The organism is Ornithinimicrobium cerasi, from assembly GCF_003702705.1.
Classification (GTDB): domain Bacteria; phylum Actinomycetota; class Actinomycetes; order Actinomycetales; family Dermatophilaceae; genus Ornithinicoccus; species Ornithinicoccus cerasi.
The window spans coordinates 64,314-78,775 of record NZ_QZMN01000008.1 but is presented as its reverse complement, the minus strand read 5'-3'; the positions used below and the strand labels follow the sequence as shown (position 1 = coordinate 78,775).

At 74.0% G+C, this 14,462-nt stretch carries 15 protein-coding genes; 9 read left to right on the top strand and 6 right to left on the bottom strand.

Features of this window, described 5'->3' with window-relative positions:
- Window positions 1–157: 157 nt before the first annotated feature.
- Window positions 158–1,132 (top strand): hypothetical protein, encoded by a 975-nt coding sequence (locus tag D4B81_RS10625; RefSeq protein WP_122262605.1) that lies wholly within the window; start codon window positions 158–160, stop codon window positions 1,130–1,132.
- Between the two features lie 99 nt (window positions 1,133–1,231).
- On the opposite strand, the gene D4B81_RS10620 is transcribed toward D4B81_RS10625, so the two are convergent.
- Complete coding sequence (locus tag D4B81_RS10620) at window positions 1,232–1,846, bottom strand: winged helix-turn-helix domain-containing protein (RefSeq protein WP_122262603.1); 615 nt, start codon at window positions 1,844–1,846, stop codon at window positions 1,232–1,234.
- Between the two features lie 71 nt (window positions 1,847–1,917).
- Between D4B81_RS10620 and D4B81_RS10615 the strand changes: the two genes are divergently transcribed.
- Window positions 1,918–3,255, top strand: a complete 1,338-nt coding sequence (locus D4B81_RS10615; protein WP_122262601.1) for an MFS transporter — start codon at window positions 1,918–1,920, stop codon at window positions 3,253–3,255.
- 65 nt (window positions 3,256–3,320) lie between these two features.
- Window positions 3,321–3,629 carry a hypothetical protein gene (locus tag D4B81_RS18515; RefSeq protein WP_202613659.1) on the top strand — a complete coding sequence of 103 codons (309 nt, stop codon included), beginning with the start codon at window positions 3,321–3,323 and terminating at the stop codon, window positions 3,627–3,629.
- Between the two features lie 10 nt (window positions 3,630–3,639).
- Here the strand turns inward: D4B81_RS18515 and D4B81_RS10605 are convergent, their stop codons facing one another.
- Window positions 3,640–4,371, bottom strand: coding sequence for a DsbA family oxidoreductase (locus tag D4B81_RS10605; protein ID WP_122262600.1), 732 nt, complete (start codon window positions 4,369–4,371; stop codon window positions 3,640–3,642).
- A gap of 82 nt (window positions 4,372–4,453) precedes the next feature.
- Between D4B81_RS10605 and purF the strand changes: the two genes are divergently transcribed.
- The 3 genes from purF to purM all read left to right on the top strand — a co-directional run bounded on the left by purF (window position 4,454) and on the right by purM (window position 8,306).
- On the top strand, window positions 4,454–6,034 hold the full coding sequence (purF, locus tag D4B81_RS10600) for an amidophosphoribosyltransferase (protein ID WP_237565939.1): 1,581 nt from the start codon (window positions 4,454–4,456) through the stop codon (window positions 6,032–6,034).
- 56 nt (window positions 6,035–6,090) lie between these two features.
- Window positions 6,091–7,074 (top strand): GNAT family N-acetyltransferase, encoded by a 984-nt coding sequence (locus tag D4B81_RS10595; protein WP_122262596.1) that lies wholly within the window; start codon window positions 6,091–6,093, stop codon window positions 7,072–7,074.
- Window positions 7,075–7,166: 92 nt separating this feature from the next.
- Entirely contained in the window at window positions 7,167–8,306 is a 1,140-nt protein-coding gene (gene purM, locus D4B81_RS10590; RefSeq protein ID WP_122262594.1) for a phosphoribosylformylglycinamidine cyclo-ligase, read from the top strand.
- Here the strand turns inward: purM and D4B81_RS10585 are convergent.
- From D4B81_RS10585 to D4B81_RS18125, 4 genes are all read right to left on the bottom strand, one after another.
- Window positions 8,270–8,806, bottom strand: coding sequence for a hypothetical protein (locus tag D4B81_RS10585; RefSeq protein WP_122262592.1), 537 nt, complete (start codon window positions 8,804–8,806; stop codon window positions 8,270–8,272). The two genes, purM and D4B81_RS10585, sit on opposite strands and share 37 nt — an antisense overlap.
- Entirely contained in the window at window positions 8,803–10,569 is a 1,767-nt protein-coding gene (locus tag D4B81_RS10580) for an ABC transporter ATP-binding protein (protein WP_122262590.1), read from the bottom strand. Before D4B81_RS10580 ends, D4B81_RS10585 begins: the two co-directional genes overlap by 4 nt.
- Before the next feature lie 53 nt (window positions 10,570–10,622).
- On the bottom strand, window positions 10,623–10,865 hold the full coding sequence (locus tag D4B81_RS10575; protein ID WP_122262588.1) for a DUF3073 domain-containing protein: 243 nt from the start codon (window positions 10,863–10,865) through the stop codon (window positions 10,623–10,625).
- 165 nt (window positions 10,866–11,030) lie between these two features.
- Window positions 11,031–11,660 carry a copper resistance CopC family protein gene (locus tag D4B81_RS18125; RefSeq protein WP_161965120.1) on the bottom strand — a complete coding sequence of 210 codons (630 nt, stop codon included), beginning with the start codon at window positions 11,658–11,660 and terminating at the stop codon, window positions 11,031–11,033.
- Between the two features lie 30 nt (window positions 11,661–11,690).
- Between D4B81_RS18125 and D4B81_RS10560 the strand changes: the two genes are divergently transcribed.
- The 3 genes from D4B81_RS10560 to D4B81_RS10550 are packed head-to-tail and all read left to right on the top strand — an operon-like array spanning window position 11,691 to window position 14,402.
- Complete coding sequence (locus tag D4B81_RS10560; protein WP_122262750.1) at window positions 11,691–12,332, top strand: IMPACT family protein; 642 nt, start codon at window positions 11,691–11,693, stop codon at window positions 12,330–12,332.
- Window positions 12,333–12,378: 46 nt separating this feature from the next.
- On the top strand, window positions 12,379–13,647 hold the full coding sequence (locus tag D4B81_RS10555; protein ID WP_161965119.1) for a carboxylate--amine ligase: 1,269 nt from the start codon (window positions 12,379–12,381) through the stop codon (window positions 13,645–13,647).
- On the top strand, window positions 13,644–14,402 hold the full coding sequence (locus D4B81_RS10550; protein ID WP_122262582.1) for an aspartate/glutamate racemase family protein: 759 nt from the start codon (window positions 13,644–13,646) through the stop codon (window positions 14,400–14,402). The genes D4B81_RS10555 and D4B81_RS10550 overlap by 4 nt, the downstream gene beginning before the upstream one ends.
- The last annotated feature ends 60 nt before the right edge of the window (window positions 14,403–14,462 follow it).

The following is a 14,462-nucleotide window of genomic DNA, read 5'->3' as shown; positions in this document are numbered from 1 at the left end:
CGACCGCTTCTCGGAGCGCCATGGCATGCAGGACAGCGGTCGAACTCGGGCGGTCGAATCGGGGTGGTGGCCAGGACGGGGAGTCGCGTAGGCCGTCGAGCCGCCGTGCCTGGGGATAACGTCGGGCGCGGACATCCTGGCGCGGCAGGATCGGGGCATGGTGGGGAACGGGGCGGTCGGGCCGCGCGCGCAGCGGGCGGCTGCGTCGAAGCTGGAGCGGACACGGCGGCACCGGATCGCCCGGCAGCTCGCGCTGGACCACGGCGGCGTCGTGACGCACGGGATGCTCCTCGGGGCGGGGCTGACGCGAGGACAGGTCCAGGTCGAGGTCCAGCACGGCGTGTGGGTCCCCGCCGGCCGCCACACCCTGTGCATCAGCACGACGGAGCCGGTGGGGGAGGGGCTCTGGTGGTGGGCCCTGTGGGAGTCCGGGCAGCGGTCGGTGCTCGACGGCCCCACGGCGTTGCTGGTTGCGGGCCTCACGGGATGGTCGGAGCGGGTCGTGCACGTCAGCGTGCCGAACAACGCGCACGTGCGCAGCCTCCCAGGCGTGCTCCACCACCGGCTGCGGCGGTCCGGAGACATCGTCGAGACGGGTCTGAGACGGACGAAGCCGCACGTCGCAGCGATCCGGGCGGCCCAGTGGGCGGTGTCCGACCGTCAGGCGGCGACGGTCCTCGCGATGACGGTGCAGCAGCGACTCACGACGCCGGAGGCGCTGCTCGCGTGCTGGGAGAGCGTGGGCTACTCGTCCCGACGGCGGGTTCTCGACGAGGTCGTGCGCGACGTCTGCGACGGGGCCCACTCCCTGGGGGAGCTCGACTTCACGGGCGAGTGTCGCCGCCGGGGGATACCGGTGCCTAGCCGGCAGGTGCTGCGGACCGGTCCGCGCGGCCGTGTCTACCTCGACGTCTTCTGGGACGAGCTCGGGGTGCACGTGGAGATCCAGGGAGCGCAGCACTTCCAGGGGACGGCCCAGATCGACGACGCGCTGCGCCTGAACCACGTGGGGATGTCGCGGCGTGACCTCGTGACGCTGCAGATCCCGGTGCTCGGCCTCCGCACGTGCCCCGACGCGTTCATGGACCAGGTGGCACGGGCCCTGGGGACGGCACGTCGCAGGTCGGGTTGAGCGCGGGGCGGTCGGGGTGACCGCTCCTTTTCGACCGCTGCTCTTCGACCGCTGATCGGCACGCCATGGCAGGCCGACGGGCGGTCGAAAAGGCGGGGGTCAGGTGGCGGGTGGAAGGGGGACGGCGTCGACGTACACGCGCACCCGCCGCTCACCCTCGCGCGCGGGCAGGTGCCCCGCCGGCGGGCCTGCTGCCTCGCGACGCTCCTTGGACGCCGTGGTGTGGCGGTCGACGACCTCGAGGAGTTCCTCGGTGAGGGCGGCGAGCTCCTCGCTCGTCATCCAGGTCCCGGTGCTCGACATCGTGCTCGCCTCGCGCCACTCCGGCGACTCCTCGGCCCAGCGCTGCACCACCGCGTCCAGCGTGGCGGCGTGGCTGTCCGTGAGCCAGCGCCCGAAGGTGCGCGTCACCGGGTCGTCGGGCTCGCCGGGCACGTCGTAGGAGAAGCCGAGCGGGCGCCACCAGCGCTCGCGGGACGTGCCCGCGTCGGCGACCTCCTCGACGAAGCCGTACCTCGCGAGCTGGCGCAGGTGGTAGCTCGTCTGCCCGGTGCTCTCGCCCGTCTCCCGGGCGAGGCCGCTCGCCGTGGCCTGTCCGAGGTCGCCGAGGAGGCGGTAGAGCTGCATCCGCAGGGGGTGCGCGAAAGCCTTCATCTCCGAGGCCGTCGCCGGCCGTCCGCGGTGCGCCGGGTTGGGGGGCTTGCGCTCGCTCATGATGCAGAGATACCTTTGCAGAGAGTTCTTTGCATAACTTCTTCTGCACCCAGTCTAGAGGAGAGCTGTCGATGGCCGTCGTCCCCGCCGCGAAGTCAGACGCCGGCCCCGCTGCCGGAACCCCTGCCGCCGCCCATGCCGCCCCCGGCGCAGGACCGGACGCCGCTAACGGGCCGCGCCCCCTCGGCCGTCGCTTCGCGGCCCACCTCTCCGCCGTCGGCCTGGCCAACCTCGCCGACGGCGTCGTCGCGACCGGGGTGCCGCTCGTCGCCATCACGATGACCCGCTCGCCGGAGCTCATCGGCCTGCTCACCGCGGCCGTCTGGCTGCCCTGGCTGCTCCTCGGCATCCCGGCGGGCGTCCTGGTCGACCGCTGGGACCGCCGCCGCACCATGACGGTGGCTCTGAGCGCCCGGGGGCTCCTGCTGCTGGGCGCCGCCGCTCTGGCCGTCGCGGGGGAGCTGTCCATCTGGTGGCTCATCGCGATGGCGCTGGCCTACGGCGTCACCGAGGTCTTCACCGACCTCGCCGCCTCCGCCCAGGTCCCCGCCCTCGTGGGCAGGGACGCGACGGACCTGCGCCGGGCGACCTCCCGCCTCCTCGGGGTCGAGCACGTGGCCAACGGGTTCGTCGGCCCGCCCCTGGCCGGTCTGCTCGTCGCGGTCGGCGCCGCCTGGGTCGTCGGCGTCCCTGCCGTGGTCGTCCTGCTCGCCGCGCTGGTCCTCACCGTGGCACTGCGGGGCAGGTATGTCGCGCCGCACCGCGCGGTACCACCCGTCGGCTCCACCCTGGGCCGGCTGGGGGAGGGGATGACCACCCTGTGGCGGCACCCGGTGCTGCGGCCGCTGATCCTCGGCGGGGGTCTGTGGAACTTCGCCTCGACGGCCTTCGCCGCGGTGATCGTGCTCTGGATGGTCGGCCCCGGGTCGGCGGGCGGCCTCACCCCCCAGGTGTGGGCGCTCGTCGCGGTGGCCATGCCGGTGGGGGCCGTCGTCGGGAGCGCGCTGGCGTCCCGGGTGCTGAACCGGTGGAGCGAGATGCGGGTCCTGGTCGTCTGCTGGGGTGTCGTCGGTGTCCTCAACCTGCTGCCCCTCCTGTGGCCGAACGCCCTCGGGCTGGCGACCTTCCTGCTGCTCGTGGCGCCGCTCGGGGTCATCGGCAACGTGGTGAGCGGCTCCCTCCGGCCCCGCCTCGTGCCCGAGCACCTGCTGGGCAAGGTCGGCGGGGCAGCCCGCGTCATCGGCTACGGCGCGATGCCGCTCGGCGCCGTCGTGGGCGGGCAGGTGGCTGCGCTGCTCGGCATCCCGGTGGTCCTGGCCGGGGTCGCGGCCGTGATGGTGCTCGCGACCGTCTACGTCGCGCTGAGCGTCCCGCAGTCGCTGGTCGACGAGCACCAGCTGGCCCCCTGAGCGGGGTCGGGCCGGGCCCGGCCGTCAGGCGGGCGGACACCGGGGCGTGGGGGATACTGGGGGGCGTGCCCCGCGACGACCACGATCCCCGCGACGCCCGCGACGACCGCGACGCCCGCGACGCCCGCGACGCCCGCGACGACGACCTTGACCTGGTGCCGGTGCGCCGTCGTCCCGACCTCGTCCGCTTCCTCGTCACCGGCGCGGTGATCGGCGGCGTGCTGGGCGGGCTGATCGGCTTCCTCGGCCCTGACGCCCCCAGCAGCTCGCTGCTGCAGGAGATCATCCTGCTCGCCAGCACCGGCGCGATCGTCGTCGGGCTGCTGGCCGCGGTCCTCTACCTGCTGGTCGACCGCCGCAGCCTGGGCAGCTGAACCGCCCGGGTCAGCCGGGCACCTCGCACCCGTCAGGCCCGCACACCCCGCCGTCGGCGCCGGTGTCCCCCGCTCCGGCCACCGTCGTCAGCGCCGGGTGGCTCTCACCCCACGCCTGCTCGATCGCGCCCGCGAAGACCTCCGTGGGCTGCGCGCCGGAGATCCCGTACCGCCCGTCCACCACGAAGAACGGCACCCCGTTCGCCCCGTAGGCGCGCGCCTGCCGCACGTCCGCGGACACCGCGTCGTCGTACTCGTCCGAGCCGAGCACCCGGTCCACCGCCGCCGCGTCGAGGCCCACCCCGCCCGCGAGGCGCCCGAGCACCTCCCGGTCGGTGACGTCGAGGGCCTGCACGAAGTAGGCGTCCAGCAGCGACTCCTTCAGCCGGTCCTGCAGCGCGGGGCCGCCGGTGTCCAGGGCCAGGTGCAGGAGACGGTGCCCGTCGCGGGTGTTGAGGTGCAGGGTCTCCTCGAGGCGGTAGTCGAGCCCCTCCTGCGCCGCGAGCTCGCTCACCCGCTGCTGCATCTGCGAGATCTGCTCCGGACCTCCGCCGTACTTCCTCGCCAACGACACGCTCGACCGCTCCACGGGCGGCACCGGGGCCGAGGGGTCGAGCTCGAAGCTGTGCCACACCACCTCGACGTCGTCGGCGTGCTCGAAGGCCTCGAGAGCCGACTCGAGGCGGCGCTTGCCGATGTAGCACCACGGGCAGGCGATGTCTGACCAGACGTCGATACGCATACCCGCGACAACACTAGGTGACGCGTCCCGCATTCCCGGCGGGACGGCATACCCGCGGGCGGGCCTGTGGGATGATCGGCTCGTGGCACGACCTGACGGACGGCTCTCGCACGACCTCCTGCCCGACGAGCGCCTGCCCCAGGACGCGTGCGGCGTCTTCGGGGTGTGGGCGCCCGGCGAGGAGGTCGCCAAGCTCACCTACTTCGGGCTCTACGCGCTCCAGCACCGCGGTCAGGAGGCCGCCGGGATCGCCACCAGCGACGGTCAGCGGCTGGTCGTCTACAAGGACGTCGGGCTGGTCAGCCAGGTCTTCGACGAGTCCGCCCTGAGCTCGCTGCGGGGGCACCTGTCCGTCGGCCACTGCCGCTACTCCACCACCGGTCGCAACTCCTGGGAGAACGCGCAGCCCACCCTCGGCGGGACCGCCGACGGCACCGTCGCGCTCACCCACAACGGCAACCTCATCAACACCGCCGAGCTGCGCGACCTCCTCGAGGAGGCGCACGGCGGCGACCTGTCCACCTCGCGCGGCGAGGTCGGCCGCGGCAACACCACCGACACGGCGCTCATCACCGGCCTGCTGACCGCGGACGAGGACGTGCCGGTCGAGGCCGCGGCGATGCGGGTGCTGCCGCTGCTGCGCGGCGCCTTCAGCCTGGTCTTCTGCGACGAGACCACCCTGTATGCCGCGCGCGACCCCCAGGGGGTGAGGCCCCTCGTCCTCGGTCGGCTCGAGCGGGGGTGGGTGGTGGCCTCGGAGACCGCCGCGCTCGACATCGTCGGCGCCGCGGTCGTGCGCGAGGTCGAGCCCGGGGAGCTCATCGCCATCGACGAGGACGGCCTGCGCTCGCGCCGCTTCGCCGCCGCCGAGCCGAAGCGGTGCGTCTTCGAGTGGGTCTACCTCGCGCGTCCCGACACGACGATCGCCGGTCAGGAGGTCTACGACGCCCGGGTGGAGATGGGCCGGCGCCTGGCGCGCGAGCACCCCGTCGAGGCCGACCTCGTCATGCCCACCCCGGAGTCCGGCACGCCCGCGGCGATCGGGTATGCCGAGGCCTCCGGCATCCCGTTCGGCCACGGGCTGGTGAAGAACGCCTACGTCGGCCGCACCTTCATCGCGCCGAGCCAGACCATCCGCCAGCTGGGGATCCGGCTCAAGCTCAACCCGCTGCGGGACGTCATCAAGGGCAAGCGCCTCGTCGTCGTCGACGACTCGATCGTGCGCGGCAACACCCAGCGCGCACTGGTGCGGATGCTGCGCGAGGCGGGGGCGGCCGAGGTGCACGTGCGCATCTCCTCGCCGCCGGTGCGCTGGCCGTGCTTCTACGGCATCGACTTCGCCACCCGTGCCGAGCTCATCGCCACCGGCCTGGAGGTCGACTCGATCCGCCACTCGATCGGTGCGGACTCCCTCGGCTACATCAGCGAGGAAGGCATGGTGGAGTCGACCTCCCAGCCGCCCTCGTCGCTGTGCACCGCGTGCTTCACCGGCGTCTACCCGATCGAGCTCCCCGCCGAGGACCGCCTCGGCAAGGACGTGCTCGAGCTGCAGTTCCCGGTGGTGGCCGACGGCGTGGACGTCACCGACGTCGGCACCCTCGACGTCGAGGGGGTCGTGGTGACCGCCGGGGTCGGCGGCGCGGAGGCCGTGCGCCGCCCCTGACGGCAGCCCCGGAAAAGCCGTGGCGGGGCGGGTCGCGGAGGAGGATCGTCGGTGGCATGGAGATCGTGCGGGTCGGTCCGGACAGTGAGCTGGTCGAGGGGCTGGTGGCGTTCGGCCGCGCCGTCGTGGCGGTCGACTCGCCGTGGGCGCACCCGGCGACGCCGGCCCGGTTGCGCGGCCTGCTGGCCCACGGGTGGGACGGTGAGCCCCCGTCCTCCTGGGTGGGCCTCGAGGACGGCGAGGTGGTGGCCGCCGGGGGGCTGTGGGCGAGCAGCTACGACAACCTGCAATCGGGGTGGCTGGACCTGGCGGTCCTCCCCGGGCACCGGCGGCGGGGTCTGGGGAGCGCCCTCCTGCGTCACCTCGAGCAGGAGGCGGCGAGCCGGGGGCGCACCGTCCTCGGCACGAACTTCTGGGAGTCGGCGGCGTGGCACTCCTTCGTGACGGCGGCCGGGTACGTGCAGGGGTCCACGTCGGCGGTGCGTCGGCAGCGGCTCGACCGGCTTCCCGAGGGCTGGCGGGACCGCGTCGCGCAGGCCCGCTCCGGGCCGGCGGCGGCCTACGACCTGGTCCGGGTGCGGGGCGCCGTCCCTGAGGACATGATCGAGGCGTTCGCCGAGCTGTGGGCAGCCATCAACGACGCGCCGAACGACGACCTCGTCGTCGAGGACGAGGTCTTCCCGGTCGAGCGGATCCGGGGCTACGAGCGGGCGCAGCTGCCGACGAGCCGGCTCTACCACCTCATCGCCGTCCACCGCCCCGACGGACAGCTGGCCGGTCACACGATCGTCGCCGTCGACACCGAGCGCCCGTCGCTCGGCTCGCAGCACGACACGACGGTGGCCCCCGCCCACCGCGGCCACCGCCTGGGCCTCGTCCTCAAGGGCGAGATGATGTCGTGGCTGCTCGCCGACGAGCCGGCCCTGCGCGAGGTCGAGACGCAGAACGCCGAGTCCAACGCCCACATGATCGCGGTGAACGACGCCCTGGGCTACGAGGTGGTCGGCCGGCGGCCGGAGTACCAGAAGATCGTCCGGTAGCACCTCCCCCTGACCCGCGCCCCGGCGCACCGGCCGGCGCCGGTGCGCCACGGCATACCCTGGTGCCACCCCGCCCCCGACGAGAGGTCCGCATGTCCACGCCCCGCAGCGAGCCGATCACCTACGCCGGAGCCGGTGTCGACGTCCACGCCGGCGACCGGGCCGTGGAGCTGATGAAGGACGCGGTGCGACGGGCGCAGCGACCGGAGGTGCTGGGCGGGCTGGGCGGGTTCGCCGGGATGTTCGACGCCTCCGCGCTGACGGGGATGCGCCGGCCCGTGCTGGCCACCTCCACCGACGGCGTCGGCACCAAGGTCGCGATCGCGCAGGCGATGGACGTGCACGACACGATCGGGCAGGACCTCGTCGGGATGGTCGTCGACGACATCGTCGTCAGCGGCGCCGAGCCGCTGTTCATGACCGACTACATCGCCTGCGGCCGGGTCGTCCCCGAGCGCATCGCGGCGATCGTCTCCGGGATCGCACGCGGCTGCGAGCTCGCGGGCGTCGCGCTGGTCGGCGGGGAGACCGCCGAGCACCCCGGGCTCCTCGACCCGGACGAGTATGACGTCGCCGGCGCCGCCACGGGGGTGGTCGAGCACGACCAGATCCTCGGGCCGCACCGGGTGGAGCGCGGGGACGTGGTGCTGGCGCTGCCGTCCTCCGGGCTGCACTCCAACGGCTACTCCCTCGTCCGCCGGGTCGTCGCCGCCGCCGGGTGGGCATGGGACCGGCACGTCGACGAGCTCGGCCGCACCCTCGGGGAGGAGTGCCTGGAGCCGACGCGCATCTACACCCGCTCCCTGCTCGAGGTCGTCCGGGCCGACCTCGGGCTGCACGCGCTGTCGCACGTCACGGGCGGCGGCCTGGCCGCCAACCTCGCCCGCGTCCTGCCCACCGGGGAGCTGGCCGTCATCGAGCGGGTGTGGTCACCGCCGCCGGTCTTCGGGCTGGTCCAGCGGCTCGGGCGGGTGCCGCTGGACGATCTCGAGCAGACGCTCAACATGGGGGTGGGCTTCGTCGCCGTCGTCGCGGCGGGGACGGCCTCCCGCGTGCAGGAGGTGCTCGCGGCCCGGGGGACGGACTCCTGGGTGGTCGGCGTCGTCGCCGACCCCTCCACGGCTCGGCAGCACGGCGTCCCGGTCGTGCAGGGCGCCAAGGGTGTCGACGGTGGTGCGGTCCAGCTGGTCGGGGACTACCCCGTCTCGGCCGGGGTGACCAGGACCCAGTAGCTCACGGGGCCCCGGGACCCGACGTTGGCGGTCCAGCGGCGCTCCGAGGCGTCGCCGGTGAGCGCACGCCGCACCTGCTCGTTCGTCGGCTCGGCGAGGACCACCGAGCGGGCCGGCGTCCGCAGGTCGACCTGGACCCCGGTCGCGGAGGTGTTCACGGGGACGTCCTCGAAGGTCCACGACGTCCGGTCGGTGCTGTCGGGCTCCTGCTGGTCGCCACCCGCCCAGAGGGTCACGGCGGTCCCGGCGGCCGGGGCGGCCTGGCAGCCTGCCGCCTCCACCTCGGTCCAGGTCGATGCGGCGGAGAGAGGCCGGTCGCACACCCGCAGCTCGTAGGTGACGTCCGCGACGCCCATCATCCGGCTCCAGGACACGGTCGCGACCACGACGACGAGCGCGAACATCAGGGCCAGCACCCACGCGCGGTTGCGGCGGACCCTCCCCTTGACCGAGGACTCCGGGTGGGTCCAGGCCGCCTCCATGCGGTGGCGTGAGGTCATGCGCCCGTCCTCTCGGTCGTGAGGTCGCCGGTCTGCACGGCCCACAGGTCGGCGTAGGGGCCGGGCCGGTCCACGAGCTCGTCGTGGGTGCCGGCGTCGACGACGCGGCCGGCGTCCAGGACCCAGATGCGGTCGGCGTGCCGGACGGTGGAGAGCCGGTGGGCGACCATCACCGTGGTCCGGCCGCGGCTGACCTCGGCCAGCGAGCGCTGGATGGCCGCCTCGGTCTCGTTGTCGACGGCCGAGGTCGCCTCGTCGAGGATGAGGACCGCGGGGTCGCGCAGGATGGCGCGCGCCAGCGCCAGCCGCTGCCGCTGCCCGCCGGAGAGGGTCACCCCGCGCTCGCCGACGTGGGTGTCGTAGCCGTCCGCCATCGCCTCCACGAACGAGGACGCCTCGGCCTGGCGGGCGGCCAGCTCGATCTCCTCCCGGGAGGCGGTCGGCCGGCCGTAGGCGATGTTCTCGGCCACCGACCCCTCGAAGAGGAAGACGTCCTGGGCGACGTAGCCGACGCGGCCGCGCAGCGCCTCCCAGGTCAGCTCGCGCAGGTCCACGTCGTCGACGAGCACCCGCCCGGAACGGGGGTCGGCGAAGCGGAGGAGCAGCCGGAGCAGGGTCGACTTGCCGGCCCCGGTCGGTCCGACGATCGCGTGCACCTCACCCGCCGGCACGACGAGCGACACGTCGTGCAGGACGTCGGGCCCGTCGGCGTACCCCGCGCGCACCGCCCGCAGCTCCAGGCGACCCTGGACCGCCGGCAACGACCGCGTCCCGGGCAGGGTGACCGGCCGCTCGTCCAGCAGGGCGAGGATCCGCCGCACCGAGGCCATCGCGCGCTGGTAGAGGTCGAGCACCTCGCCGACGGAGGTGAGCGGCCACAGCAGGCGCTGCGTCATGAAGACGAGCACCGAGTAGAGGCCGACCTCGAGCGTGCCGTCCAGCGCCATCCACCCGCCCAGCAGCAGCGTCATCGTGAAGCCGGCGAGGATCGCCATCCGGATCAGCGGGACGAAGGCGGCCGAGGCGCGGATGGCGTCGGCGTTGGCCACCCGGTAGGCCTCCGAGGCCGCTCCCACCCGCACGAGCTCGCGGTCCTCGGCGGTGAAGGACTTGATCGTCGCCATACCGCCGAGGTTGGCCGCGACCAGCCCGCTGATCCGGCCCACCGCCTGGCGCACCACGGTGTAGCGGGGCTGCAGCCGCCGCTGGAACCACAGCGAGCCGACGACGATCACCGGGATCGGCAGGAAGGCCAGCAGGGTGAGCGTCCAGGAGCTCGCCGCGAAGACGGCGCCGACGAGCACGATGTTCAGCGCGAGCGTCCACAGCTTGTCGACGCCGGTGTCCAGGAACCGCTCGAGCTGGTTGACGTCGTCGTTGACCACCGACAGGGTGGCCCCGGTCGGGCGGGACTCGTGCCAGGCCATGTCCAGCCCCTGCACGTGCGCGTAGGCCTCGACCCGCAGGTCGTGCTCGACCTGCTGGGCGAGGTTGCGCCACGCGAGCGAGGACAGGTAGTCGAACGTCGACTCGAGCACCCAGACGACGGCGTTGATGACCGCGAGCCAGATGAGCTGGTCACGGCGGTCGGGCACGTCCAGGACGCTCGCGACGAAGGAGTCCGCACCGCGGACCACGACGTCGATGGCAGCCCCGATGAGCAGCTCCGGCACGACGTCCATGACCTTGCGGACGGTGGAGAGCACGAAGGCCATCACGACGCGGGCGCGGTACTGCCGGTACCGCGCCCAGAGCTGGACCATCGGGTGGGAGCGAGGTGCGGGACCGGCCGGAGCGGCGTCCGCGTCGGCGGGTCTCAGCGTGGGGCGCTCCCGGCCCAGGACCCGTAGTCGTCCTCGTCGTCCGCCGCCGCGTAGGCGGCGTAGGGGTCGTCGTCGTCCTCGTCCTCGTCGTCGTCCTCAGCGGTGAGGTCGTCGTCGACGACGCTCGACCCGTGAAGCTCCTTCTCGAGAGCGGTGAGGTCGGTGCTCGGTCCGCTGTTGTACTTCAGCTTCCGGGCAACCTTGATCTGCTTTGCCTTGGCTCGGCCGCGCCCCATGGCGTGACCCCCTTGTGTCGAGTCTGCCGGACGGCATCGCTGGCTGACAGGTCAGGTCGCGGAGCCGCACCGGGAATTGTGTGCTTTCGTGCGTCTCAGGCTACATGAGGCCGGGCCGTGCTCCCGCATCGACGCGGGCCACCTGCGGGTATGCCCCCGGAGGGGTCACGCCCTCCCGCGGGCCCAGGTCCGACCCAGGAGGGCGAGCAGCCCGAGCACGCCCAGCGCGAGCACGACCCACGCCCACACCGGCAGGCCGGCCCCGTCGTCGAGGCCCTCCGACGTCGTGCCGGTCGCGGGTGCCGGGGTCGAGGAGGTGGTGGGCTCGGGGGTCGCGGCAGCGCTCGTCGGGGCAGGCGTCGCCGCGGTGGTCGCCTCCTCCGGGGCCGTGGCGGGAGCCCCCGAGGAGGTGCCGTCCGGGGAGTCGTCGTCGTCCTCGGTGACCGTGAAGGACAGTTCCCCGGAGATCGGGTGACCGTCCTCGCTGGTGACGCGCCACAGCACGGTGTAGGCGCCCGCGGCGAGGTCCGCCAGGTCCTGCTCGACCTCCTCCCCGTCCACCCGGGGCCCGCCGTCGACCAGCGACGCCCCGGTCGCGTCCTGGAGCGCGACCTGGGCACCCAGCTCGGAGATCCGCCCGCTGAAGGTGAGCACGATCTCGTCGGGCGCGTCGTCGAGGGTGGCCCCGTCCTGGGGGTCGGAGGCGATGAGCTCGTCGTGGGCCTGTGCCGCCGGCGTCGCGAGGAGGAACAGGGACAGGAGGGCCAGCACGGCCACGCGCAGGAGACGGCTCACCCCTCGAGTGTAGGAAGCGATACTCGACCCATGGCCCCCGGACCCACCACCTACCGCACCGTGGCAGGCCCCGTGGTCGCCTCGGTGGAGGAGCGGCGCTCGGTCTTCGAGGCCTGGCTCCGTCGCGCCGACGACGAGGCCGCGGCTCGCGCCGTCGTGGAGGAGGCGCGCGCCACCCACCACGACGCCGGGCACCACTGCTCCGCGTTCGTGCTCGGCCCGTCCGGCGCGACCGTGCGCAGCAACGACGACGGGGAGCCGGCCGGGACCGCGGGTGCGCCCATGCTGGAGGCGTTGACCTCCGCCGGGCTCACCGACGTCGTCGCGGTCGTGACCAGGTGGTTCGGCGGCACCCTGCTGGGCACCGGAGGGCTGGCGCGCGCGTACGCCGACGCGGTCCGCACCGCGGTCACCCGGGCCCGGGTCCTGACCCGGGTGCTGGTCGAGGAGACCGACGTGAGGGTCGAGCACGTCCTGGCCGGTCGGCTGGAGCACGACCTCCGGGCGCGCGGGCTGACCCTCTCCGACGTCCGGTATGCCGAGCACGTCACCCTGCGCGTGCAGGTCCCCGTGGCCGGCGGCCCGGACCTCGAGGCGCTGCTCGGCGAGCTGAGCGGCGGTCGCGCCGCGCTCGTGCCCGGCTCGGTGGCCCGCACCTGGCGCGACGCCTGAGCAGCGTCCCGGGGCCGGGGCAGGCCCGGCTGGTACCTTGCGCGACATGTCGATGCCGGTCCCCCCGCACGCCTCCACGACCCCGTTCGTGCCGGTGGTGCTCGGGGGTGACCTGCCGACCTACACCCTCGCGCGCGCCTTCCACGAGGAGCTCGGAGCCCGCACCACGGTGCTGAGCCGCGGCATACCCGCCGCCGTGCGGGGGTCCTCGATCGTCGACAACCTGGTCGTGCCCGGCCTCGACGACCCGGACGAGGTGGTCCGCGCGGTGCACGGCGTCGCCGACGCCAACCCGGGCGCCACGGTCCTCCTCCTCGGGACCATGGACTGGTGGATCGAGCGGATCGGTAGCCTCCGCCACCGCCTCGACGAGCGGGTCGCGGTGCCCTACCCCGAGCTGGGGCTGATCGAGCGGATGAGCGACAAGGAGCAGTTCGCGGCGCTCTGCGCCGAGCTGCGGGTGGCCCACCCCCGCACCGTGGTCCTGGGGCCGGACGTCGCGGAGCCTGAGGTCGGTGGCCTGCTGACGGACCTCCGCCCGCCCTACGTCGTCAAGGCCGCCGACCCGCCAGCCTTCCACAACCTCATCTACCCGGGCAAGCAGAAGGTCGGGTTCGCCGCCGACCTCCCCGAGCTGCTGCGGCTGCGCCGCACCATGAGCGGGGCCGGGTATGCCGGTGCGCTCGTCGTGCAGGAGCGCATCCCCGGCGGCGACGAGCAGATGCGGCTCCTCACGACCTACTCGGACCGGACCGGGAAGGTGCGCTGGGGGCGGGTCGGGCACGTCCTGCTCGAGGACCACGACCCTGCCTGGATCGGCAACCCGCTGGCCGTCATGCACGGCACGAGCGCGACGGCCCTGGCCGAGGCCACCCGGCTGCTCGAGCACGTGGGGTGGACCGGCTACGCCAACTTCGACCTCAAGGTCGACCCGCGCGACGGGCGGGAGCACTTCTTCGAGCTCAACCCCCGTCTCGGGCGTTCGCACGGCTACCTCACCGCGGCCGGTCACCCGGTCGTCACGCCGTACGTCCGCGAGCACGTCGAGGGGCGCGACCCCTACGACGACGTCACCACGGGCGCCGAGACCGACGACTGGCTCTACGCCATCGTCCCGGTGCCGCTGCTGCGCCGCTACGTCACCGACCCGGCGACCCGGGAGCGTCTGAGCCGGGTCCGCCGCGAGGGACGGGTGATGCGGCCCTTCGTCTACCCGCCGGACCGGGGGCGCCACCGGCGGCTCGCGCAGCTGAAGAACGACGTCCTGTTCGTCAAGGACTTCGCGACCCACTACCGACGACCGGCGACCTCGTGAGCGCCGGGCGGCTCCTGCCGGACACCTGGCGACGGCCGGTCCTCGGTGTCCTCGGCGGGATGGGCCCGGCGGCCACCGTGTCCTTCCTGGACGCCCTCACCCGGGCCACCCCCGCGGGCCGCGACCAGGAGCACATCGACGCGGTCGTCCTCAACCACGTGTCCACCCCCGACCGCACCGCCCGGCTGCGCGACCCCGCCCAGCCCGACCCCACGCCATACCTGACCGGGGACCTGGAGCTGCTGGCCCGCCTGGGGGTCGACCTCGCGGTGATCGTCTGCAACACCTCGCACGCGTTCCTCGACCTCGACGCGGTGCCGGTGCGGCTGCTCAGCATCGTCGAGGTCGGGGCGGAGGCCGCGGTCGCGCGCGCCCGGCAGGTCGGGGAGGAAGCCGGGGGCGGGTGCGTCGTGACCCTGCTCGCCACCGACGGCACCCTCGGCAGCGGGCTCTACCAGGACGCGCTGGCGCGGCGCGGCGCCACGGTCCGGGTGCCGGCGCCGCACGACCAGCGACGGGTCATGGGGGTCATCTACGAGGGCGTGAAGGCCGGTGTCCCCGTCCCCACGGCCGACTTCGCGGCCCTGGTGGAGGAGCTCAGGGGCGGCGCCGGCACGGTCCTGCTCGGGTGCACCGAGCTGTCCGTGCTCTTCGACCACGCCGCGACCGAGGGGACGGCCCTGCCCGGGTATGTCGTCGACGCGCAGGACGAGCTCGTGGGCCGGGTGGTGGCCGAGCTGGCGCCCCGCGGCTGAGGCTCGCCCGCCAGCCGCCAGCCGCCAGCCGCCAGCCGCCAGCCGCCAGCCGCCGCCTCA